The sequence below is a fragment of the Sphingomonas sp. PvP055 genome (assembly GCF_040546365.1).
Taxonomy (GTDB): Bacteria; Pseudomonadota; Alphaproteobacteria; order Sphingomonadales; family Sphingomonadaceae; genus Sphingomonas; species Sphingomonas echinoides_A.
Window position 1 is genome coordinate 2,640,182 of sequence record NZ_JBEPNS010000001.1, and the last position, 22,572, is coordinate 2,662,753.

Annotated in this window: 24 protein-coding genes and 3 tRNA genes; 16 read left to right on the plus strand and 11 right to left on the minus strand. The window is 66.3% G+C overall.

Features of this window, described 5'->3' with window-relative positions:
* Positions 1-39: 39 nt before the first annotated feature.
* From ABIC16_RS12470 to ABIC16_RS12485, 4 genes are all read right to left on the minus strand, one after another.
* On the minus strand, positions 40-429 hold the full coding sequence (locus ABIC16_RS12470; protein WP_354291349.1) for a GxxExxY protein: 390 nt from the start codon (positions 427-429) through the stop codon (positions 40-42).
* A gap of 70 nt (positions 430-499) precedes the next feature.
* Entirely contained in the window at positions 500-1,534 is a 1,035-nt protein-coding gene (locus ABIC16_RS12475) for a 2-oxoacid:ferredoxin oxidoreductase subunit beta (protein WP_277968223.1), read from the minus strand.
* A complete protein-coding gene (locus tag ABIC16_RS12480) occupies positions 1,531-3,462 on the minus strand; it encodes a 2-oxoacid:acceptor oxidoreductase subunit alpha (RefSeq protein WP_354291350.1) in 1,932 nt (643 codons plus the stop codon). The genes ABIC16_RS12475 and ABIC16_RS12480 overlap by 4 nt, the downstream gene beginning before the upstream one ends.
* Positions 3,463-3,564: 102 nt before the next feature.
* The gene (locus ABIC16_RS12485) at positions 3,565-4,467 is read right to left on the minus strand and encodes a histone deacetylase family protein (protein WP_277968221.1); all 903 of its coding nucleotides are present in this window, start codon (positions 4,465-4,467) and stop codon (positions 3,565-3,567) included.
* A 48-nt stretch (positions 4,468-4,515) separates the two neighbouring features.
* On the opposite strand from ABIC16_RS12485, the gene ABIC16_RS12490 reads away from it, so the two are divergent.
* The 9 genes from ABIC16_RS12490 to ABIC16_RS12530 all read left to right on the plus strand — a co-directional run bounded on the left by ABIC16_RS12490 (position 4,516) and on the right by ABIC16_RS12530 (position 13,754).
* Entirely contained in the window at positions 4,516-5,529 is a 1,014-nt protein-coding gene (locus tag ABIC16_RS12490) for an alpha/beta hydrolase (RefSeq protein WP_354291351.1), read from the plus strand.
* Positions 5,526-6,005 (plus strand): RNA pyrophosphohydrolase, encoded by a 480-nt coding sequence (locus ABIC16_RS12495; RefSeq protein ID WP_354291352.1) that lies wholly within the window; start codon positions 5,526-5,528, stop codon positions 6,003-6,005. The genes ABIC16_RS12490 and ABIC16_RS12495 overlap by 4 nt, the downstream gene beginning before the upstream one ends.
* A gap of 108 nt (positions 6,006-6,113) precedes the next feature.
* Complete coding sequence (locus tag ABIC16_RS12500; RefSeq protein WP_354291353.1) at positions 6,114-7,322, plus strand: hydrolase; 1,209 nt, start codon at positions 6,114-6,116, stop codon at positions 7,320-7,322.
* Positions 7,319-8,335 carry an arginine N-succinyltransferase gene (locus ABIC16_RS12505; protein WP_354291354.1) on the plus strand — a complete coding sequence of 339 codons (1,017 nt, stop codon included), beginning with the start codon at positions 7,319-7,321 and terminating at the stop codon, positions 8,333-8,335. The genes ABIC16_RS12500 and ABIC16_RS12505 overlap by 4 nt, the downstream gene beginning before the upstream one ends.
* Positions 8,335-9,597 (plus strand): N-succinylarginine dihydrolase, encoded by a 1,263-nt coding sequence (locus tag ABIC16_RS12510; RefSeq protein WP_354291355.1) that lies wholly within the window; start codon positions 8,335-8,337, stop codon positions 9,595-9,597. Before ABIC16_RS12505 ends, ABIC16_RS12510 begins: the two co-directional genes overlap by 1 nt.
* A 98-nt stretch (positions 9,598-9,695) precedes the next feature.
* A complete protein-coding gene (locus ABIC16_RS12515) occupies positions 9,696-9,911 on the plus strand; it encodes a hypothetical protein (RefSeq protein WP_277968215.1) in 216 nt (71 codons plus the stop codon).
* Positions 9,912-10,018: 107 nt separating this feature from the next.
* Entirely contained in the window at positions 10,019-10,921 is a 903-nt protein-coding gene (gene cysD / locus ABIC16_RS12520; RefSeq protein WP_354291356.1) for a sulfate adenylyltransferase subunit CysD, read from the plus strand.
* Positions 10,922-11,067: 146 nt separating this feature from the next.
* Entirely contained in the window at positions 11,068-13,005 is a 1,938-nt protein-coding gene (cysN, locus tag ABIC16_RS12525) for a sulfate adenylyltransferase subunit CysN (RefSeq protein WP_354291357.1), read from the plus strand.
* A complete protein-coding gene (locus ABIC16_RS12530) occupies positions 13,002-13,754 on the plus strand; it encodes a 3'(2'),5'-bisphosphate nucleotidase CysQ (RefSeq protein WP_354291358.1) in 753 nt (250 codons plus the stop codon). Before cysN ends, ABIC16_RS12530 begins: the two co-directional genes overlap by 4 nt.
* Positions 13,755-13,951: 197 nt before the next feature.
* Here ABIC16_RS12530 and ABIC16_RS12535 read toward each other — a convergent pair.
* A tRNA-Arg gene (locus ABIC16_RS12535) sits at positions 13,952-14,028 on the minus strand.
* A gap of 122 nt (positions 14,029-14,150) precedes the next feature.
* On the opposite strand from ABIC16_RS12535, the gene ABIC16_RS12540 reads away from it, so the two are divergent.
* Positions 14,151-14,663 carry a hypothetical protein gene (locus ABIC16_RS12540; protein ID WP_277968188.1) on the plus strand — a complete coding sequence of 171 codons (513 nt, stop codon included), beginning with the start codon at positions 14,151-14,153 and terminating at the stop codon, positions 14,661-14,663.
* Positions 14,664-14,897: 234 nt separating this feature from the next.
* Here the strand turns inward: ABIC16_RS12540 and ABIC16_RS12545 are convergent, their stop codons facing one another.
* From ABIC16_RS12545 to gap, 3 genes are read right to left on the minus strand one after another with little or no spacing between them, the layout of a single operon-like run.
* The gene (locus ABIC16_RS12545; RefSeq protein WP_354291359.1) at positions 14,898-16,091 is read right to left on the minus strand and encodes a phosphoglycerate kinase; all 1,194 of its coding nucleotides are present in this window, start codon (positions 16,089-16,091) and stop codon (positions 14,898-14,900) included.
* Between the two features lie 4 nt (positions 16,092-16,095).
* A complete protein-coding gene (locus tag ABIC16_RS12550; RefSeq protein ID WP_354291360.1) occupies positions 16,096-16,554 on the minus strand; it encodes an MOSC domain-containing protein in 459 nt (152 codons plus the stop codon).
* On the minus strand, positions 16,554-17,564 hold the full coding sequence (gap, locus tag ABIC16_RS12555) for a type I glyceraldehyde-3-phosphate dehydrogenase (RefSeq protein WP_354291361.1): 1,011 nt from the start codon (positions 17,562-17,564) through the stop codon (positions 16,554-16,556). The genes ABIC16_RS12550 and gap overlap by 1 nt, the downstream gene beginning before the upstream one ends.
* A gap of 169 nt (positions 17,565-17,733) precedes the next feature.
* Here gap and ABIC16_RS12560 point away from each other — a divergent pair, with 169 nt between their 5' ends.
* The 4 genes from ABIC16_RS12560 to ABIC16_RS12575 all read left to right on the plus strand — a co-directional run bounded on the left by ABIC16_RS12560 (position 17,734) and on the right by ABIC16_RS12575 (position 19,486).
* Entirely contained in the window at positions 17,734-18,081 is a 348-nt protein-coding gene (locus tag ABIC16_RS12560) for a hypothetical protein (protein WP_354291362.1), read from the plus strand.
* Complete coding sequence (locus ABIC16_RS12565) at positions 18,081-18,380, plus strand: cell division protein ZapA (protein WP_277968183.1); 300 nt, start codon at positions 18,081-18,083, stop codon at positions 18,378-18,380. The genes ABIC16_RS12560 and ABIC16_RS12565 overlap by 1 nt, the downstream gene beginning before the upstream one ends.
* Positions 18,381-18,695: 315 nt before the next feature.
* Positions 18,696-19,277, plus strand: a complete 582-nt coding sequence (locus ABIC16_RS12570) for a 5-formyltetrahydrofolate cyclo-ligase (RefSeq protein WP_354291363.1) — start codon at positions 18,696-18,698, stop codon at positions 19,275-19,277.
* Positions 19,274-19,486, plus strand: coding sequence for a DUF2842 domain-containing protein (locus ABIC16_RS12575; protein WP_131528558.1), 213 nt, complete (start codon positions 19,274-19,276; stop codon positions 19,484-19,486). Before ABIC16_RS12570 ends, ABIC16_RS12575 begins: the two co-directional genes overlap by 4 nt.
* Positions 19,487-19,535: 49 nt before the next feature.
* Here ABIC16_RS12575 and ABIC16_RS12580 read toward each other — a convergent pair.
* The 3 genes from ABIC16_RS12580 to ABIC16_RS12590 all read right to left on the minus strand — a co-directional run bounded on the left by ABIC16_RS12580 (position 19,536) and on the right by ABIC16_RS12590 (position 21,023).
* Positions 19,536-19,612, minus strand: a tRNA-Asp gene (locus ABIC16_RS12580).
* 78 nt (positions 19,613-19,690) lie between these two features.
* Positions 19,691-19,767 (minus strand) — tRNA-Asp (locus ABIC16_RS12585).
* Positions 19,768-19,790: 23 nt separating this feature from the next.
* Positions 19,791-21,023, minus strand: a complete 1,233-nt coding sequence (locus tag ABIC16_RS12590; RefSeq protein ID WP_277968180.1) for an AI-2E family transporter — start codon at positions 21,021-21,023, stop codon at positions 19,791-19,793.
* Between the two features lie 194 nt (positions 21,024-21,217).
* Between ABIC16_RS12590 and ABIC16_RS12595 the strand changes: the two genes are divergently transcribed.
* Entirely contained in the window at positions 21,218-21,403 is a 186-nt protein-coding gene (locus ABIC16_RS12595; protein WP_277968179.1) for a hypothetical protein, read from the plus strand.
* Between the two features lie 149 nt (positions 21,404-21,552).
* Positions 21,553-22,485, plus strand: a complete 933-nt coding sequence (locus ABIC16_RS12600; RefSeq protein WP_277968178.1) for a glycosyltransferase family 2 protein — start codon at positions 21,553-21,555, stop codon at positions 22,483-22,485.
* Positions 22,486-22,572 lie beyond the last annotated feature (87 nt).

Consider the following 22,572-nt stretch of genomic DNA (forward strand, 5'->3'; position numbering starts at 1 on the left):
TTTACTCACGCAAAGGCGCAAAGGCGCGAAGGCGCCGGATCAACCGGCATAGTTGTTTACAACGCGCCGGACGCCCTCTTTGAAGGTGCTGGCACCAAAATTCATCAGCAAGCCGAGCGGCAGGTCCATCAGACGCAAATAGGTCAGCACCTGCTTGGCATGCACCGGCGCAAAGCTCTCGGTGGATTTGAGTTCCAGAAGCAGTTGGCGTTCGATCAGCAGATCGGCCCGGAACCCCTCGGTGATGACCAGTCCGTCAAACCGGATCGGGATTGGCTTCTGCCGCTCAACAAAAAAGCCTCGCTTGGCGAGGCTTTCAAACAGGCAGACTTCATAAACGGACTCAAGCAACCCAGGCCCAAGCGCCGCATGCAGCTTGAACCCACAGTCCACTGCATGCCGCGCCAGGGTTTCCAGAGCTTCGCTCAACCGCCTCTTCTCTTTTAGCGTCTTCGCGCCTTTGCGTGATCAAACCCTTCTGCCTCTGAAGGCAGAACGATCACATCGAATGCGGCTCTTTCTCCACTTGCCACGTCTGCCCCTGCGACAGCAGCTTCTGCAGGTCGGGCGTCTTGCCCTTCGCCGCTTCGGCATTCTGCGTCACTACAGCGCTCTCGAACGTCGGCCGGGGATCGTCGAACAGCACGCCAAGCGCCATCGGGAACGTCCCGAACGGCATCTCGACCAGCATGTGCGCAAGGCCCCGGTTGGTCTGATCGTGCACGATCACGCCCGCCGCCTGCCAATCCCCGTCGATGACGTCGACGACCTTGAGCACCAACCGCTCCAGGTCCATCGCCAGCCCACGGGTGCCGTTCTCGAACACCAACGGCTTGCCATGCTCGACCCACATCTGGTTCGCCGCCGCGTTCTTCTTCTCGGTGAAGGGCGCGAAGACGTCGTCGTTATAGACGATGCAGTTCTGGAAGATCTCGACGAAGCCGGTGCCCTTGTGCGCATGCGCCGCCTTCAGGACGCCGACGAGGTTCTTGTGAACGTCGATCGCGCGCGCGATGAACCGGCCGCCAGCGCCCAACGCAAACGCGCATGGGTTGGCGGGGGTGTCGACCGACCCGAACGGGGTCGACGGCGTCCGCGTGCCGACGCGCGACGTCGGGGAATATTGCCCCTTGGTCAGGCCGTAGATCTCGTTGTTGAACAACAGCACCTGGCAATCGAGATTGCGCCGGATCAGGTGCATCGTGTGATTGCCGCCGATCGACAGCGCATCACCGTCGCCGGTGATGATCCACACGTCGAGATCGGGGTTGGCGAGCTTGACGCCGGTCGCCACCGCCGGCGCGCGACCGTGGATCGTGTGGAAGCCGTAGGTTTCCATATAATAGACGAAGCGCGACGAGCAGCCGATGCCGCTGACAAACACGGTGTTCTCCGGCCGCGCACCGATTTCGGGCATGGTGCGCTGCACTGCCTTGAGCACGGCATAGTCGCCGCAGCCGGGGCACCAGCGGACTTCCTGGTCGGTTTCCCAATCCTTCGGCGTGGTCTTCACGATGGGGGTCATGTCGTTCATGGGTTCACAGCCTCCGGGCTGGGCAATTGAGTTTCGCTCGGCGGCACGAAGTCGCCCTCGGCCGGCAGATGGCCATCGATCGCATCCTCGATCTCGGAGATGAGGAACGGCTGGCCCGACACCTTGTTGAGCGGCTTGGCGTCGACCAGGAACTGGTCGCGAAGCACCGTCTTGAGCTGCCCCGTGTTCATCTCCGGAACGAGGATGGTGTCGTAACCCCGCAGCAAATCGCCGAGATTTGCCGGCATCGGCCAGATGTGGCGGATGTGGATGTGCGCCACGTCACGCCCCTTGGCGCGCGCACGGCGAACCGCCTGGTGGATCGGCCCGAAGGTCGAGCCCCAGCCGACGATCGCGAGCTTGCCCGAAGTCTCGCCGAGTTCGACGGTCTGGTCCGGAACCGCGATGTTCGCCACCTTGTCGCGGCGGATTTCGGTCATCTTCTGGTGGTTCTCGGCGCCGTAATCGATGTTGCCGGTGCCGATCGCCTTCTCGATCCCGCCGATGCGGTGGAGCAGGCCGGGCGTACCGGGCTTGACCCACGGACGCTTGAGATTCTCGTCACGCGCGTACGGCAGGAAGCCCTCGGCGGGGACGTCCTCGAGATATTCGACCGGGAACGGCGCGTAGCTCGACATGTCGGGGACGAGCCACGGCTCGGCGGCATTGGCGATATAACCGTCAGTCAGCAGCATCACCGGAGTCATGTACTGGACCGCGAGCCGCACCGCCTCGATCGCGACGTCGAAACAGTCCGACGGCGAGCGTGCGGCGAGGACGGGCATCGGCGCATCGCCGTTACGGCCATAGACTGCCTGATACAGGTCCGATTGCTCGGTCTTGGTCGGCAGGCCCGTGGATGGCCCGCCGCGCTGCGAGTTGACGATGACGAGCGGCAGCTCCGTCATGATCGCCAGCCCCATCGCCTCGCCCTTGAGCGCGATCCCTGGACCCGACGATGAGGTCACGCCAAGCTGGCCCGCGAACGACGCGCCGATCGCAGATGCGATCGCGGCAATTTCGTCCTCGGCCTGGAAGGTGGTGACGCCATATTCCTTGAGCCGCGACAGGAAGTGCAGGATCGCCGAGGCGGGCGTGATCGGATAGCCGCCAAAGAACATCGGCACGTTGGCGAGCTGGACGCCGGCAACCAGACCGAGCGAGATCGACTCGGCACCGGTGACGGTGCGGTAGAGCCCCGGCGCGGTCGGCGCGACGCCGATGTGATGCTGCTTCATCGGGCCGGCGAGTTCGGCGGTCTCGCCATAAGCGTGGCCCGCGTTGAGCGCAGCGATGTTCGCCTCGGCAAGGACGGGCGCCTTGGCGAACTTGGTCTTGAGCCAGTCGACGATCGGCGCGCGGTCACGATCGAACATCCAGAGCGCGAGCCCCAGAGTCCACATGTTCTTGCAGCGCAGCGCTTCCTTGTTGCCAAGCCCGAACGGCTTCACCGCGTCCAGCGTCAGCTGCGAGATGTTGAAGCTCAGCAGCTGCCACTTGGCGAGGCTGCCGTCGGTCAGCGGGTTGGCGGCGTATTTCGCCTTCGCAAGGTTACGCTCACCGAACTCGCCTTCATCCGCGATGATCAGGCCACCCGGCTTGAGCGCGGGCGCGTTCACCTTGAGCGCGGCGGGGTTCATCGCGATCAGCACGTCGGGCGCGTCGCCCGCGGTCTCGATTGCGGTCGAGCCGAAGTTGATCTGGAACGCCGACACACCGAACAGCGTGCCTTGCGGCGCGCGGATCTCGGCGGGGAAATCCGGGAAGGTCGCCAGATCGTTGCCCGACAGCGCGGTCGACAGCGTGAACTGCCCCCCGGTGAGCTGCATACCATCGCCCGAGTCGCCGGCGAAGCGGACGACGACGGACTCTGCGGTGGGGTGGGCGGAGGCTTCTTGGGGAGTAACTTCGTGCGCGGCGGTCGCCATCAGCGTCTTGTCCTACGGGTAATCGTTGTCATGCCCTTATGCCTCGAACGGCGGACGGCCAAGGTAGTTTCAGTAAGGGGCGCGACAACTGTTGCTTTCCGATCAGGCGGCACCGGCGAAGGCGGCACCCAAGGTCAGGATCGCGCGGACATGCCGTTCGGCAAGCGCGACCGTGTCGGCACCGTAGCCGCCACCGACCGTGCTCGCCAGTGGGATTTGCCGTTCGATCGCCAGCCGCGCGACCAACGTCTCGCGCGCGACCAGCCCCGCGTCGGTCAACGCCAACCGCCCGAGCCGATCGTTCAAGAGCGGGTCGATCCCCGCCTGATAGAGGATGATCTGCGGGCGAAGCTCGTCAAGCAGCGGTACCAGCGTCGCTTCGAGCGTCTCCAGATAGCGCGGATCGTCGGTCGCGTCGGGCAAGGCGACGTCCAGGGTGGAACGCGCCTTGCGGGCCGGGAAATTCTTCTCGGCATGGATCGAATAGGTCGCGATCCCCGGATAGCCCGCGGTCAGCGCCGCGGTGCCATCGCCCTGATGCACGTCGCAGTCGACCACCAGCACGCGCAGTCCATCCTCCTCCGACAGGCGGACCGCGGCGATCGCGAGATCGTTGAAGACACAATAGCCCGCCCCGGTCGCCGCCAAGGCGTGATGGCTCCCGCCCGCGGTATTCGCCGCAAACCCGGTTTCCAGCGCGAGCTTGCCCGCGAGCCAGGTCCCGCCCGGCACCACCGCTGCGCGCGCCGCCACCGACTCGGTCACCGCAAAGCCGATCCGGCGCTCCTTTTCGCGCGGCACGCGGGCGTTGAGCACTTCGGCGACATATTCCGCATCGTGCACCGCCTCGAGCCAGCGCACCGGCATCGCCTCCGGCACATGCCACGCCACGCCCGCGCCTTCCGCCTCCAGCCGGTTGCGGATCGCCGCGTTCTTGCTGAGCTGGCTGGGGTTGTTCGCCTGTCCTGAAGCGACATAGGCAGGGTGATGGACGACCGGGATCATCGTGCCTAGGTAGGCACGAGACTGGCAGAGACCAATGGAGAGCGCCGCATGGCCGACAGCAGCACGCCAACCCAGAACCCGACCTCGCCCCCTTCCCCCTACGTCCGCCCGGACGTCGCGGGCTTTCTGGCGTTTCTCAACAATCTGCCTGGCCCCCGCACGCACGAGATGGAGCCCCCTGCCGCGCGCGCTGCTTATGCCGCAATGAAGGACGTCGCCGATCCACCGGTCGGCGCGCTGGGGCTGATCAAGGACATCGCGATCCCCGGGCCCGCCGGACCGATCCCCGCGCGGCTGTTCGACGTTCAGGCAGATCGCCTGCCGGGGCCGCTCGTGCTTTTCTATCACGGTGGCGGGTTCGTCATCGGCAATCTGGAGACGCACGCCAGCTTCTGCGCGGAGATTTCGCGCGCGCTCGATCTCCCCGTGCTCGCGGTCGATTATCGGCTCGCGCCCGAAGACCCCTGGCCCGCCGCGCCGGACGATTGCGAAGCGGCTGCGCGCTGGGCCGCCAGCGGGCCCGCCGAGCTCGGGCGCGGCGTTACCGCGTTGGTCCCGTGCGGCGACAGCGCGGGTGGCAATCTCGCGATCGTCGTCGCGGCTGCCTTGCGTGATGCGCCTGCCGCGGCCCCGGTGATCGCGCACCTGCCCTTCTATCCCGCGACCGATACGACCAAGCCCTATCCGTCCTACGATCAGTTCGCCGAAGGTTATTTGCTGACCCGCGCGACGATGGACTGGTTCAACGCCGCGTACCAAGCCGAGGCGGAGCATGTTCGCGCGTCGCCGTTGCGCGGCGATCTCGCCGGGATGCCGCCCGCGGTGGTGGTGACGGCAAGCCTCGATCCGATCCGCGACCAGGGCCGCGCCTATGCCGCTGCGCTGGCGGAGGCCGGCGTTGCGGTCGTGTTCCGGGAAGCCGTCGGCACCATTCATGGCTTCGTCACGCTGCGCAAGGCGATCCCGTCGTCGGTCGGGGACGTCGCCGGCGCGCTGACCGCTGCAAAGGCAATGATCGCTGAAGCGGAAGCGCAGCGCGTGATGGCGCAGGCCGCGGCATGAGCGATCCGACCAAGCTCCCCTACCGCCCGTGCGCCGGGCTGATGATCCTCAACGCGGACGGCAAAGTCTTCGTTGGCCAGCGAATCGATACCCAAGTCGAAGCGTGGCAAATGCCCCAGGGCGGAATCGACGACGGCGAGGATGCCGAAACCGCCGCTTTGCGCGAGTTGCGCGAGGAAACCGGGATCACCGCCGACAAGGTCGAGCTGATCGCAATATCCCCCGACGAACTGTTCTACGACCTGCCCGAGGAGCTCGTCGGGCGCGTGTGGAAGGGCAAGTGGCGGGGTCAGCGGCAGCGCTGGTTCCTGTTCCGGTTCAAGGGTTTGGACAGCGACATCGATATTGCGACCGAACATGAGGAGTTCAAGGAATGGCAGTGGGTCGACCCCGCGACCCTTCCCGACATCATCGTCCCGTTCAAGGCGCCACTGTACCGCGAAGTCCTTGCCGTGTTCGCCAAGCACCTGGGCTGAAACGCCATGCTGCTGCAGGAACGCCGTAGCCGCCATCGCACCGCAGCCGTGGATGGTTTCATTCGCAACGGGCTGGAGCCGATCGAGAGGAAGCGCTAGGCTGCCTGGATGAGGGGATTGAACGAACACGAAACCGCGGCGATCTTGGTCGCGCGGGCGCAGCCGATGCTGCAGCAGGTCGAGCAATGGTCGGCGGTCAATTCGGGGACGCGCAATCTTGGCGGATTGGCCGAGGTTGCGGACATGCTCCGTACGGCATTCGACACACTTCCCGGAAAAGTTGCGCTGATCGAAGGGGATACCGCCGAGAGCGTAGGCTCCGACGGAAGCGTTGCTGTCCTCGATCATGGCCGTCACCTGCATCTCAGCGTACGCCCGGAAGCCCCGGTGCAACTGCTGCTGACCGGCCATATGGACACGGTCTATCCGATCGATCACCCGTTCCAGGCGCTGACGATGCGCGACGACGGGACGCTCAACGGCCCCGGCGTCGCGGACATGAAGGGCGGGCTCGCGGTGATGCTCGCCGCGCTGGTCGCGGTCGAAACCAGCCCGCTGGCGGACCGGATCGGCTATGACGTCGTCATCAATTCCGACGAGGAAACCGGCTCCTTCTCCTCCTCCGCGCTGATCCGCCGGATGGCGCAGGGCAAGATCGCCGCGCTCACATACGAACCCGCGCTCCCCGACGGCACGCTGGCGGGCGCACGCGGGGGCACGGGCAACTTCTCGATAGTCGTCACCGGGCGCAGCGCGCACGCCGGGCGCAACCCCGAGGACGGTCGCAACGCGATCGTCGCAGCCGCGGATCTCGCGGTCCGCCTCCACGCCGCGCGCGGCGACGGCCTCGCGGTCAACCCGGCGCGGATCGAGGGCGGTGGACCCAACAACGTCGTCCCCGATCATGCCGTCCTCCGCATCAACTTCCGCCCCGCCGACCCCGCCGCGATCGCCCGCGCGCAGGCGTTGCTCGACACCACGATCGCCGAGGTCGCGGCGCAGCATGACGTGACCATCGTGCTGCACGGCAGCTTCAACCGCCCGCCCAAGCCGATCGACCCCGTCGCGGCCAAGCTGTTCGACCTGGTCAAGACGTGCGGCGCCGACCTCGGCCTCGACATCGGCTGGCGCGCGACCGGCGGGGTGTGCGACGGCAACACGATCGCGGCGTGCGGCGTTCCCGTGGTCGACACGATGGGCGCGCGCGGCGGCGCGATCCATTCCCCCGACGAATATCTGATCGTCGACTCCCTCCCGGAACGTGCGGCCCTGTCCGCGCTCACTCTCTTGCGTATCGCCGAAAAGGGCCAGTTGTGACCTACCGTATCCGCGCCGCGTGCGACGCCGACCTCAAGCCGCTGTACGAAATGGCCAAGCTCACCGGCGGTGGCTTCACCAACCTGCCGCCCGACCGGACCGCGCTCGCCGCGAAACTCGAACGCAGCGCCGCCGCCTTCGCGCGCGCGGAGGACGACAAGGCCGATGATCTGTTCGTGCTGGTACTCGAGAACACCGATACCGGCGAAGTCCGCGGGACGTGCCAGATCTTTACGCATGTCGGGCAAAGCTACCCGTTCTACAGCTACCGGCTCGGCACGCTGACGCAGCATTCGAAGGAACTCGGGCGGACCTTCCGCGCCGACATGCTCGGGCTGACGACCGACCTCGAAGGGTGCAGCGAAGTCGGCGGGCTGTTCCTCCATCCAGGTGAACGTGCGGGCGGGCTCGGCCTGCTGCTCGCGCGCAGCCGCTATCTGTTCATCGCGCAGCATCGCGCGCGGTTCGCCGACCGGGTGCTTGCCGAACTTCGCGGGATCATCGACGAAGCGGGCGGTTCGCCGTTCTGGGACGGGCTGGCCGGGCGCTTCTTCGGGATGAATTTCCAGGACGCCGACCAGTTCAACGCGGTCCAGGGGCACCAATTCATCGCCGACCTGTTCCCCAAACACCCGATCTATACTGCGATGCTCCCGGAGAGCGCGCGCGCGGTGATCGGCCTGCCGCATCCCTCAGGCCGCGCCGCGATGCGCATGCTGGAGAACGAAGGATTTTCGTTCGAGAATTACGTCGATATCTTCGACGGCGGCCCGACCATGATCGCGCGGACGAACGACGTCCGGACGATCCGCGACGTGCAGAGCGCGAACGTCGTCGCGCTCGATTTCGACGGCGGCGACGCGTCGTTGATCGCCAGCGGCCATCTTGCGGATTTCCGTTGCGTCTATGGCGACGTGCGGTCGTGCACGGGCGGCGTGGTGATTTCGCCGAAATCCGCTCGCGCGCTCGAGATCGCCGAGGATGCCACCGTCTGCCACGTCGCGAGGGTGTGATGACGACCGAGATCAACTTCGACGGCATCGTCGGCCCGAGCCATAATTTTGCGGGGCTGAGCCACGGGAACCTTGCCGCGACGCAGAATGCCGGCACCCCCTCCTACCCGCGCCGCGCCGCGCTCGAGGGGATCGACAAGATGCGTGCCTGTCTCGCGCTCGGGCTGCCGCAAGGGATCCTGCTGCCGCACGACCGGCCCGACGATCGCTGGCTTGCGGCGTTGGCGACGACCTATGCCGACGCCCCGCCGCTGCTGCGCGCGCAGGCGATGTCCGCGTCGGCGATGTGGGCGGCCAATGCCGCGACGGTGTCCCCCGCCGCCGATGCCGCGGACGGACGCTGCCACCTTACGCCCGCAAACCTCGTCACCATGCCGCACCGCAGCCACGAGGCGGCGTATACCGCGCGCCAGCTTGCGCTCGCCTTCGCGGACCCCGCGTATTTCGCGCATCACCCGCCCGTCCCCGCGCCGTTCGGCGATGAAGGCGCGGCCAACCACATGCGCCTCGCGCCGTCTCACGACGAAGCCGGGGTCGAGGTCTTCGTCTACGGCGTGACCGGCGGCGCCTTCCCCGCGCGCCAGTCCCGCGACGCGAGCGCGGCGATCGCCCGCGCGCACGGTCTCGACCCGGCGCGGACGGTGTTCGTCGAGCAATCCCCGGCGGCGATCGCCGCTGGCGCGTTCCACAACGATGTCGTGGCGGTCGCGAACGAGCGCGTGCTGTTCGTCCACGAACAGGCATTCGCCGATCCCGCTGCTGCCTATGCCGCCATCCAGGCGGCGGCACCGTGGGTCGACATCGTCGAGGTCCCGGCCGACCGGGTTTCGCTCGCGCAGGCGGTGAAGTCCTATCTGTTCAACGCCCAGCTGGTGACGCCACCGGACGGACGAACCACGTTGATCGTCCCCGCCGAAGCGACCGCCGACCCCGCGGTCGCCGACTGGCTGACCGCGATGACCGCGAGCAACGGCCCGATCCGCGACGTCAGGACGGTAGACGTCCGTCAGTCGATGGCGAATGGCGGCGGCCCGGCCTGTCTTCGGCTTCGTGTCGTGGCCGATCCCGCGACCGTCGATCCGCGCTTCCTCGTCGATGCGGCGAAGCTCGACCGGATCGCCGGGGTGATCGCGCAGAGCTGGCCGGAGACGATCGTACCGGCGCAGATCCTCGGCGAACGGCCGGATCTCGCATTGGTCGATACGATCCGCGCGGCCCGGTCGGCGCTGCTCGAAGCGCTCGAGCTGACCGAGCTGGGGTGACCAAGCGGCACCTGTCGCGTTAACTTACGATTAACCACGCCGGTTAAGCCGGACCCGCGGCAATCCGGGGTTGGCCCGGTTGTTGCGGCTGTTGGCGCATGTGGACCAAATTCGCCAGTCTGTTCATCATCAAGAACAAATTCGAAGCCTTTGGCGTGATCTACGCCTTGGCGGTCGGCGCGGTCGAGCGGGGCGCGCACTATCTTGAACAATATCCCGGCTTCGGCGGATGGTTGCTGTTCGCGGTCTGCCCGATCGCAGTGTTCATGGCCGGCGCGCGGATTTTGGACTCGGTCGAGCGGGATCACGGCTGACCTTGGCGGCAGGCGCTCCCCGGCGGGGATTGGCGACGACGCGAACTATTGCGCCCAACAGTAGAAGTTCGTCGCCTTGGGCCGATTGTGCCTTATTCAGACCAGCCATGACCGTTTCGCTCACTCACTTGCAGCGCCTCGAAGCCGAGAGCATCCACATCCTGCGCGAAGTCGTCGCCGAGGCCGAACGGCCGGTGATGCTCTATTCGGTCGGCAAGGATTCGGCGGTGATGCTTCATCTCGCCAAAAAGGCGTTCTTTCCCGGCACGCCCCCCTTCCCGCTGCTCCACGTCGACACGACGTGGAAGTTCCGCGCGATGTACGCGCTGCGCGATCGCGCCGCTGCCGACGCGGGGATGGAGCTGATCGTCCACAAGAACCCCGACGCCGAGGCGCAGGGAATCAACCCGTTCGATCACGGCAGCCTCCACACCGATCTGTGGAAGACCGAGGGGCTGAAACAGGCGCTGACCGCGGGCGGCTATGACGCTGCGTTCGGCGGCGCGCGCCGGGACGAGGAAAAGAGCCGCGCGAAGGAGCGGATCTTCAGCTTCCGCAACGCGCATCAACGCTGGGACCCGAAGGCGCAGCGCCCCGAACTGTGGCGGCTCTACAATGCCCGCAAGGCACGCGGTGAGAGCATGCGCGTCTTCCCGCTGTCCAACTGGACCGAGCTCGACATCTGGCAGTATATTCTGGCCGAGCAGATCGAGATCGTGCCCTTGTACCTCGCCGCCCCGCGCCCGACGGTCGAGCGCGACGGGATGCTGCTGATGGTCGACGACGACCGCTTCCGGCTCGCGCCGGGCGAAGTCCCGGTCGAACGCTCGATCCGCTTCCGCACGCTCGGCTGCTACCCGCTGACCGGCGCGGTCGAGAGCGACGCGACCGACCTGACGCAAGTGATCCAGGAAATGCTCCTGACCACGACGAGCGAACGCCAGGGCCGCGCGATCGACCACGACCAGAGCGCGAGTATGGAAAAGAAGAAGGCGGAGGGGTATTTCTGATGGGGACGATCATGACTTCTCCCTCTCCCCTCCGGGGAGAGGGCCGGGGAGAGGGGCTGCCGCAGGCGATACCGCTCGATACTGCCCCTCTCCCCTACCAGCATCGGGTGAATGACGCCCCGCGTCATTCAGGTCATGCCGGGGGCATGACCGACCCGATGCTCCCCGATGGGGAGAGGGAGTATCGGCCCGACGCCCTCATCGCGGAGGACATCCACGCCTATCTCGCGCAGCACCAGAGCAAGTCGCTGCTGCGCTTCATCACCTGCGGTTCGGTCGACGACGGCAAGTCGACGCTGATCGGCCGCCTGCTCTATGACACGCGCGCGATCTTCGCGGACCAGCTCACCGCGCTCGAGGCGGACAGCAAGCGCGTCGGTACGCAGGGGCAGAACATCGATTTCGCGTTGCTGGTCGACGGCCTCGCCGCCGAGCGCGAGCAGGGCATCACGATCGACGTGGCCTATCGCTTCTTCTCGACCGCGCGGCGCAAGTTCATCGTCGCGGATACGCCCGGCCACGAACAATATACCCGCAACATGGTGACGGGCGCGTCGACCGCCGACGCCGCCGTCATCCTGATCGACGCGCGCAAGGGCGTATTGACGCAGACGCGCCGCCACAGCTTCCTCGTCCATCTGCTCAAGCTGCGCCACGTCGTGCTCGCGGTGAACAAGATGGATCTGGTCGGCTACGATCAAGCCGTGTTCGACCAGATCGTCGCCGACTATCGCACGTTCGCCGATTCGATCGGGATCGCGGATTTCACTGCCATCCCGATCTCGGGTCTCGGCGGCGACAATATCGCGGCAGGATCGACCGCGATGCCGTGGTACGATGGCCCCACGCTGATCGACCATCTCGAAACCGTCGACGTCGGCACCGATGCCGCGCAGCAGCGCGCGTTCCGCTTGCCGGTGCAATGGGTCAACCGCCCGAGCCTCGACTTTCGCGGCTTCTCGGGTCTGATCGCCAGCGGCACCGTCCGCCCCGGCGATCCCGTCCGCGTCCTGCCGAGCGGGCGCACCTCGCGCGTCGCGCGGATCGTCACGATGGGGGGTGATCTGCCCGAGGCGGTCGCAGGCCAGTCGGTCACGCTGACGCTCGCGGACGAGATCGACTGTTCGCGCGGCGACGTTCTCGCCACCGCAGACGCGCCGCCGCAGGTCGCCGACCAGTTCCAGGCGACGCTCGTATGGCTCGGCGAAACCGCGCTGCTGCCGGGACGCAGCTACTGGCTCAAGCTCGGCACGCAGACCGTCGGCGCGACGGTGCAGGAGCCGCGCCACGCGATCGACGTCAACACGATGGCCGAACTTTCGGTCAAGACGCTCGGCCTCAACGATATCGGTGTCGCCGAGGTCTATACCGATCGCCCGCTGGTGTTCGAACCGTTCGAGGATGGCGCGGACCTGGGCGGGTTCATCCTGATCGACCGCACCACCAACGCGACCGTCGCCGCCGGGCTACTGAGCTTCTCGCTGCGCCGCGCGCAGAACGTCCACTGGCAGGCGATCGACGTCACGCGTGAAGCGCACGCGCAGCAGAAGGGCCAGACGCCGCGACTGCTGTGGTTCACCGGCCTGTCGGGCTCGGGCAAGTCGACGATCGCCAATCTGGTCGAGAAGAAGCTCTACGCGCTCGGTCGCCACAGCTTCCTGCTCGACGGCGACAATGTCCGCCACGGGCTCAACAAGGATCTCGGCTTCACCGACGCCGACCGGGTCGAGAACATTCGCCGGATCGGCGAGGTCGCGCGGTTGATGACCGATGCGGGGCTGATCGTGCTGACCGCGTTCATCTCGCCGTTCCGCGCCGAGCGCGAGATGGTGCGCGCGATGCTCCCGGGCGAATTCGTCGAAATCTTCGTCGATACGCCGCTGGCGGAAGCGGAAGCGCGCGACGTGAAAGGGTTGTACGCCAAGGCGCGCAGCGGGGAGATCGCCAACTTCACCGGGATCAGCAGCCCGTATGAAGCGCCGGAGCATCCCAATATCCGGATCGACACCACCCGCGAGAGCCCAGAAGCTGCGGCCGAGCGAATCGTCGAACATATCCTCGGTGTGTGGAGCCCCGATCTTTGAACACCACCGATCAAACCGACGCGCAGGTTGCGCGCAGCGTCGCGCTCGCCGCAGCGGTGTTGTTGCGCGACCTGTGCAAGGCGGGGGCGTGCGCGGACGTGGACTTGGGGCCGCGCGGGGATGCCGAAGCCAATGAGCTGATCCTCGATCTGTTGCGCGCGGCGCGCCCCGACGACTTCATCCTGTCCGAAGAATCCGCCGATGACGGGCTGCGCTGCGCACAACGCCGCGTATGGGTCGTCGATCCGCTCGACGGCACGCGCGAGTTTCGCGAACGGCGCGACGATTGGGCGGTGCACATCGGCCTGTCGATCGACAGCGTGCCCGCCGTCGGTGCAGTCGCCTTGCCCGCGGCGGAACGCGTCTTCGTGTCGGACGACGTACCGCCGCAATGGGACGCCGCCCCGTCACATCCGCGGATGGTCGTCAGCCGCAGCCGCGCGCATCCGATCGTCAACGCGGTCGCCACCGCGATCGGCGCGGAGCTGATCCCGATGGGGTCCGCCGGCGCCAAGGCGATGGCGGTGGTCGAGGGTCGCGCCGAAATCTACCTCCACGCGGGCGGACAATATGAATGGGACAATTGCGCTCCCGTCGCGGTCGCCCGTGCCGCCGGACTGCACACGTCGCGCATCGACGGCAGCGACCTGGTGTATAACTGCCGCGATCCGCTATTGCCCGACGTGCTGATCTGCCGCCCCGAATATGCCGAGCGCGTGCTGGCCGAGGTTGCCAAGGCGAGCGCCTAAGCGGCCGTCTCCGGCGCTGTTGAGCGTTGCAGCGCTCCTGCGAAGGCAGGAGCCCAGGGTCCAGCCGAACAACGCTCGGGTGACATACGCCACTCTGAGTTCCTGCCTCCGCAGGAACGCGGCAAACCCTTGCGCCTAGACGCAAAAAGGGCCGGAACATTGCTGTTCCGGCCCCTGCCCGCTCCCGCGGAAATAGATGGTGCACCCAGAGCGATTCGAACGCCCGACCCTCAGATTCGTAGTCTGATGCTCTATCCAGCTGAGCTATGGGTGCCTGGAGACGCGCTGTTAGCCGGGCCGTTCGGGGGGCGCAAGACCTTTTCCGCGTTGCGGCAATTTTTTGTGCCGATCCTCGAACGTTGCGCGGGCGGAGCCATCGGCATAGAGCGAATGCAGATGACCTACCGTGCAAATCCCAGCCGCCTCGTCGTGGCGTTCCTCCTTGTGACGGGCGGGTGCACCACACCGCGGTCCGCCGAATTCCCCTCGCTCCTGCCCCGAGCGATCGAATCGCGCAGCGATGCCGAGCCGGTCGCGCCGGTCATGATCGTCGAGACCGAGCCCGCGACCGATGCGACGCTGGTCGATCTGGAGAAGGCGATCGATACCGCCGCCAAGACGTTCGATGCCGCCGCCGACGACGCCGACCGCAACGCCAAGGCCGCGCAGGGGGATGCGGTCGGCAGCGACCGCTGGATCGCCGCGCAGACGGCACTAGGGCAGCTCGACGGGCTCCGCGCGACGACGTCGTCCGCGATTACCGATCTGGATGAGTTGGCGCTGACCCGTGCAGCGGCGGGCAAGCCCGACTATCCCGCGATCGCGACCTTGCGGCAGAAGGCGCAGGCCGCGTTGCAAAAGCAGGCCGCGCGGATTCAGGAGATCCAGGCGCGGCTGAAGCCCGCCTGACGTAGCCGTGATCCTGCGATGCGAGACCTCTGCATAGAGGCAATCCGAGGTTTGATCGCCACCCCGCGCCCCAAAGGCTTCCGTCATGCTGAACTCGTTTCAGCATCCACCGCGCGACAGGCCTAGTCAGGACTTGTGGAGGGCTGGATCCTGAAACGAGTTCAGGATGACGGACGGTTTTGCAAAACTCCCGCTTTCGCGGGAGAGAAGAAATCGTTCACAGATGCCGAAAGCTTAGCCGCGCGCTAGCGCCGCGACGCCCGGAAGGTCCTTGCCTTCCATCCATTCCAGAAACGCGCCGCCCGCGGTCGAGACGAAGGTGAAGTCTTCCGCCACGCCCGCCTGGTTGAGCGCGGCGACGGTATCGCCGCCCCCCGCAACCGACACGAGCGATCCGCTCTTGGTCAAGGCCGCAGCAGTCTTCGCCAGCGCGACCGTCGCGGTGTCGAACGGCGGCGTCTCGAACGCGCCGAGCGGGCCGTTCCACACCAGCGTCCGACAATTCTTGAGCACGTCGGCCAGCGCCTCGGTCGCCGCCGGACCGACGTCGAGGATCATCTCGTCCGCCGCGACCTCGTGCACGTTGACCGTCCGGATCGGCGGGTTGGCGCGGAATTCCTTCGCCACCACCACGTCATACGGCAGATGGATCGTGCAGTTCGCACCGTCCGCCGCGGCGAAGATCTCGTCCGCCGTACCGGTCAGCTCATGCTCGCACAGCGACTTGCCGACGTTCACGCCCCGCGCCGCGAGGAAGGTGTTCGCCATCCCGCCGCCGATGATGAGGTGGTCGACCTTAGTCACGAGATGCTTGAGCACGTCGAGCTTAGTCGAGACCTTCGCCCCGCCGACGACCGCCGCAACCGGATGCTCGGGATTGCCGAGTGCCTTGTCGAGCGCGTCGAGTTCAGCCTCCATCGCGCGCCCAGCAAACGCGGGCAGCTTGTGCGCCAGACCCTCGGTCGATGCGTGGGCGCGGTGTGCGGCCGAGAAGGCGTCGTTGACGTACAGATCGCCAAGCGATGCGAACCGATCGACCGTGGCCGGATCGTTCTTCTCTTCGCCACTGAAGAAACGCGTATTCTCGAGGATCGCGACATCACCCGGCGCGAGTGCTGCAACCGCCGCCGCATCGCCTTCCCAGTCGACATAGGTAACCGGCCGCCCGAGCACATTGGCATAAGGCTCGACCAGCTGCTTGAGCGACAGCTCGGCGGAAGGATTGCCCTTGGGTCGCCCGAAATGCGCAAGGATCAGGACGATCGCGCCCTTGTCCGCCAGTTCGGTGACGGTCGGCAGCGTGGAGCGCAGCCGCGTGTCGTCGCTGACCGCCCCGTCCTGCATCGGCACGTTGAGATCCTCGCGCACCAGCACGCGCTTGCCCCGAACATCGCCGATATCGTCCAGCGTCTTGAAGGCCCGTGTCATGTCGTCACTCCTCGATAAGTATAATCGGATCGCCGACGCGGATCGTCCCGCCGACCAGGACGCGCGAGCATACGCCGCCGCGCCAGTCGATCATCATCGCCGCGCGCAAACCGGGTGCGAGCGCTTCCATCCGCTCGCACGGATCGGTCTCGCGCGTGATCATCAGTTCGACCGTGTCACCAATGCGCAAGCGCGCGCCGGGAACCTGCGGCAGGTCGAGCCCGTCGACCAGCAGGTTGGCGCGGCGTTCCTGCCACGGCAGGCTGTGCCCGACCTCGGCCATCGCGGCGTCCCAGTCGCCGCGTTCGAGCAGCGTCACCTGACGCCGCCCCTTCCCGCCGGGCTTGACCGTCCCGCGAAAGTCGCCGTGGAGACCACCGTCCAACGTCACCTCGACGTGGTCGATCGTCTCCATCGGTCCCTTGGGCCGGCCGTGGCGAGCGATCCCCGCCAGGGTTCCCATCAGAGGAACTTGCCCATCGCCCCCGCGGTGTCGACCATGCGGTTCGAGAAGCCCCACTCATTGTCGTACCAGCTGACGACGCGGACGAGCTTGCCGTCCATCACCGCGGTCTCCAGGCTGTCGATCGTCGACGAGGCGGGCGTATGGACGATGTCGATCGAAACGAGCGGCTCGTCCGAGAACACCAGCACGCCCTTGAGCGGACCGCTTTCGGAGGCCGCCTTGAGGATCGCGTTGACCTCTTCCTTGGTCGTCTCGCGCGACGGCATGAAGGTCAGGTCGATCAGGCTGCCATCGGGAACCGGCACGCGGATCGCCGATCCGTCGAGCTTGCCCTTGAGTTCGGGCAAAACTTCACCGACCGCACGCGCGGCACCGGTGGTGGTCGGGATCATCGACATCGCGGCGGCACGCGCGCGCCGCAGATCGGGGTGGATCTGGTCGAGGATCTTCTGGTCGTTGGTATAGGCATGGACCGTCGTCATCAGTCCGCGCTCGATCCCGATCGCGTCGTTCAGAACTTTGGCAACGGGCGCGAGGCAGTTGGTCGTGCACGATGCGTTCGAGACGATCGTGTGCCCGGCTTCGAGCTTGTCGTGGTTGACGCCGTAGACGACCGTCAGGTCGACGCCCTTGCCCGGTGCCGAGATCAGCACGCGCTTGGCGCCCGCGTCGAGATGCTTCTGGCAGCTCTCGCGATCGGTGAAGAAGCCGGTGCATTCGAGCACGATGTCGATGCCTTGCTCGGCATGGGGCAGATTGGCGGGGTCCCGCTCGGCGGTGACGCGGATGCGCTTGCCGTCGACGACCAGGTCGTTGCCCTCGGCCGAGACCTCACCCGGATAGCGGCCATGGACCGAATCGCGGCTGAACAGCCACGCGTTCGACTTGGCGTCGGCGAGATCGTTGATCGTGACGAGCTCGAGCCCGCTGTCGGCACGCTCGAGAATGGCGCGCGCGACGAGGCGACCGATACGCCCGAAACCGTTGATCGCTACCTTGACCGTCATCGTAATGCGCTCCTCAAGCTCATGCGCGGCGCGGCATGTCCGCTGCGCCGACTCCTATGGGACGTGCGCGTCTTTGCGGGGCGCGGGCGGGCGCGTCAACCGCCCGGCATGACGCAATCCCGTCACAAATGCGCCTTGTAGCGCGGCGGAGCCATGCTATCTCGCGACGATGGCAGACCCCACCGCCACCCAGGCACCCCCAGCAGTCGCGTCCGATCGTACCGCTTCCCCCCCTGCGCCCTCGGCAGCGCCGACGGCGTCGGCTGCGCTTTCGCCCGAAGACGCGCAGAAGATCATGGTCGATCGGATCGAGGACGCACTTACGCGGATCGAGATCGCGACGCAGAAACGCGCCGACGCATTGAGCAGGATGGAGCAGCGGCATCATGCGCTGCGCGACCGGATGACCCAAACGGTCGCCACGCTCGATACGGTCCTGGCGGCGGCGGACGCCGCCACCGCGGACGAGACCGAGACAGATCCAGATACCAACGTCGACGAGGGGGGAGACGCCTGATGGCCGAGATCACGCTCACGATCGGCACGCGCCGCCACACCGTCGCTTGTCCGGACGGACAGGAAGACCATCTTCGCCGCCTCGGTGCGATGCTGGCGGACAAATATGAAATGGCCGAGCGCGCCTCCGCCGGGTTGAGCGGCGAACGCACCATGCTGTTCATCGCGCTGATGCTCGCCGACGCGCTCGACGAAGCGAATCGCCGCCCCGCGGTCGCGCCCGTGATCAGTAGCGACGTGGTCCTGTTGGGGCTGGTCGCGGAGCAGCTCGAATTGCTCGCGGACCGCCTTGAGCAATAAGGCGGAAGCGCCTATATCCATTCATGGCGGGCACTGCCCGGTACGAGCCTTTATTATCCCTGAGGCTATTCTTCATCCAAGGGGGTTGTCCCTGCCCGGGCCCTGGCCCGACGCACATGATCCCCACCTGACGTACCGTGCGTCAGAGGATAACCCGGCACACGGCCACGGCGGTCCCGCCACCCCGCCTCCGTTTCGCTTTCATGCCCCGCCGCGCCATCTCGGGCGCGCTCGGCGAGCGGTACGCACACCACCTCGCCGGGTGACGGTAAAGCGGCAGTGCGCGCGGCACCGCTTGGGCGTATTGCGGCGCGTATGACCGAACCCTCCATGCCCCCAACCGACAAACCCGTGCTGCGCGCTCGCATCCGCGCCGCCCGCGACGCTTTCGTTGCCGGAGGCGCACCCGACATCGCCGCGCCAGCGCCATTCCGCGCCCTGCTGAAGCCCGGCCTCACCGTCAGCGCCTATGTCCCGGTCGGCAGCGAGGCAGACCCCGCTACGCTCGTCCAGGCGGCGCGAGCGGCGGGATGCGCGATCGCCCTGCCGCATGTCACCAGCCGAGACCAGCCGATGCGCTTCCTGCGCTGGAACGACGACGAGACGCTCCATCGCGGCCCCTTAGGTCTCCGTCAGCCGCACGGTGAGTCGCAAGTCCTCGCGCCCGACATCATCCTCACCCCCTTGCTCGCGTTCGACGCCAAGCTCGATCGGCTCGGCCAGGGGGCGGGCTATTACGATCGCGCCTTCGCGCAGTTTCCCGACGCCAAGCGGATCGGGGTTGCGTGGAGCGTCCAGCAGGTCGAAACCCTGCCGACCGATGCGTGGGACATGCCGCTCCACGCCGTCATCACCGAAACCGCGTGGATCCCCTTGCCGATGAGTTCCAAACCATGACCCCCAGCTGGCGCAAACCCGTCGGGATGCTCGTCATCCTGGCTGCGGTGACGATCTGGTGCGTGCTCGCCGCAAGCCTGTCCGCCGTGGTCGGCGGATGGCACCCGCTATTGCAGGCGGTCTATTATCTCGTCGCCGGAATCGCGTGGATCTGGGTGCTGCCGCTCAGGCGGATGCTGGTCTGGATGGAAACGGGCCGCTGGGGCTGACCGAGCCGGACCTCGAAGCGCCATTCCCGCACCGCTGGGGTGGAAGGAATGGCGCGAGTGACGGGACTCGAACCCGCGACCTCCGGCGTGACAGGCCGGCGCTCTAACCAACTGAGCTACACCCGCGCAGATCGAACCCGAGGGCCCGATGAACCGGATCATGACGCGCTTCGCAACCATACCGATCCCCGAACAGGGAAAGGATGGCGCGAGTGACGGGACTCGAACCCGCGACCTCCGGCGTGACAGGCCGGCGCTCTAACCAACTGAGCTACACCCGCTTGAGAAGCGTGAGGCGCGGCTGTTAAGCGACACCCCCTACCCTGTCAACACCCGTTTCTGCTTCCTCGCTCGATGGCGCGAAACTTCCGCGTCGCTGTTGCGTCAACGTGCCGTGTTCAAACAAGAATCCGGCGATGTCGGGTTTGCCCGCCGCGCGCACCACGGTCTGCAGGATAATCAGCAGCGGCACCGCCAGCAGCGTCCCCGCGGTCCCCCACACCCACGACCAGAAACTGATCGAGACGAGAATCAGGATCGGGTTGATCGTCAGCCGATGCCCGACGATCAGCGGCGTGATCGCATTCGCCTCGACGACGTGGAAGCCGATCATGATGAACGCGGGCAGCAACGCGACCCAGATGTCGTGGAACGTCATCAAGCCGCCCAGCGCAAGCAACCCCGCCGCCGCGATCGGCCCGAAATACGGCACGTAGTTGAGCAGCGCGACGATCCCGCCCCACATCAGCGGATACGGCATCCCCATCACGTACAACACGCCCGCAATCGCGACGCCCAGCATGAAGTTGATGATCGTGATCGTGCCGAGATACGCCGAGGTATCGTCCACCACGCTCTGGATCACCCGCGCGGTCGCCATCGCGCCGCCGAAGCTTGCGCGGCTGGTGATCGTGCGCTTGCGCATCCGCGTCCAGCCCGAGAGGAAGAAGAACACCACCAGCACCCCGAAGAACACCTGGACGATCACCGACGGCGCGGAGGTGGCGGCAAGCTCGAGGATCGAGCTCGGCGGGGACACGGCGGCGGTCTGGGGAGATTTGACCGGGCCCGACGCCGCCAGATGCTGTACCGTGCGATTGAGATATTTCTCGAGGCTCGAATACAGGTCGATCAGCGGCGCGATGTTCATCTGAATCCGGTCGATCCGCTCCGGCAGGCGGCGGAAGAATTCGGTCGCGGGCACGACGATCGCCGCCAGCGCGACGTTCGCCGCGACGAGGAACAGCAACACGCACGTCAGCGCCGCCAGTGCCGACGGCACCCGCCGCCGCTCGAGCCATTCCAGCACGGGCACCAGCGCCACCGCGATCACCAGCGCGGTGGTGGTCGGCAGGAAGAACTCCGCGCCGGCCTTGAGCGCGAACGGCATCGCCATCGCCAGGCCAACGCCTGCGGTCAGCGTCAACGCCGCCAACAGCCGGTCTCGTCTCAACGCTACACGCGCCTCGTCTTCAATGTCGCCACCGGAAGGTGCCAGCCCGAAGGCACCAGTCGGGATATCGTTAGGGTCCGCCATGCCGGAGACCGTAGCGCCATTCCGCCGTTGCGCAATCGACGGTATGCCCCTGAGGCGTTAAGGTATAAAGCTGCACAGGCACAGGCGTGAGCGCCATGTCACAGCGCCCCCCCGATCCGACCCGCTGAGTTGGAACCTATTGACCGGCTGACGCTTTTTTTAAGCATTGCCTCCCCTTTTGTATTTGAAGACCAATGCCCGCCAAACCTGACCGATCCCAGTCCCGCGCCTCGCGATTGCACAAGGAAGCGATGAATTGCGTCACCTTCGCGGTTCGCGAACGCGACACCAGCCACGCCGCCGAGCTGATCGACGAGGCAATCAAGCTCAAGCGGCGCTCCGAGGAACTGGCCGAAGATATCGGCGCGAAAGGCCGCTGAAGCCCGTCCGTGCCAAAAGGATACGTGCGTCTCCGCCGCGCCAGCCGTAATTTGTTACCGTAAAGGTAGTAACATCCGGCGGCACGAGCTATCGCCCGACTCGGAAAACCCTGACGCGGGGTATCCAGACAGAGTTGAGGGAATCATCAATGACCGCGCCGTCGATCGCCGTGCTATTGCCATGTTACAACGAAGAAGCCGCGATCGCGCAGACCGTCGCGGGCTTCCGCGCGGCGTTGCCTGACGCGACAATCTACGTTTACGACAATAACAGCAAGGATCGTACCGTCGAAGTGGCCCGTGCCGCCGGCGCGATCGTTCGCCGCGAACGCATCCAGGGCAAGGGCGCGGTCGTCCGCCGGATGTTCGCCGATATCGACGCGGACATCTACATCATGGCCGACGGCGACGCGACGTATGACGCCGCATCCGCCCCCGCGCTGATCGCGCGTCTGGTCGAGGAACAGCTCGACATGATCGTCGGTTCGCGCATCAGCGAAGTCCAGGAATCGTACCGCCGCGGGCATCGCTTCGGCAATGCGTTGCTGACCGGGATGCTGGCCAAGCTGTTCGGTCGGTCGTTCACCGACATCCTGTCCGGGTATCGCGTCTTCTCGCGCCGCTTCACCAAGAGCTTCCCGTCGCTGTCGGCCGGGTTCGAGATCGAGACCGAGATCAGCGTCCACGCGCTCGAGCTCAAGATGCCCGTCGCCGAGATCGAAACGCCCTATTATGCGCGCCCCGAGGGTTCGACCTCGAAGCTGTCGACCTATCGCGACGGCTGGCGCATCCTGCGCACGATCCTTGCGCTGTACCGGATCGAACGCCCGGTACTGTTCTTCGGGGCGATCGGGGCGGTATTCCTGCTGCTCGCGGCGATCCTGTCGGTGCCGCTGGCGATCACCTATGCGAACACGGGCCTGGTCCCGCGCTTCCCGACGTTCATCATGATCACCGGACTGGTGACGCTCGCCGCGCTCAACGTCTTCACCGGACTGATCCTCGATACGGTCGTTCGTGGACGCCTCGAAGTCCGGCGGTTGGCGTATCTTTCCTATCCGGCACCGGGCAATCGCCGCTGAATTTGCCGCGACGGAGAGCGCCGGTGTGGGTACCCTCCGCCCTTCTATGATCTGGTCGAAGCGGTGGTGCCATCCTCCTCGACCAGT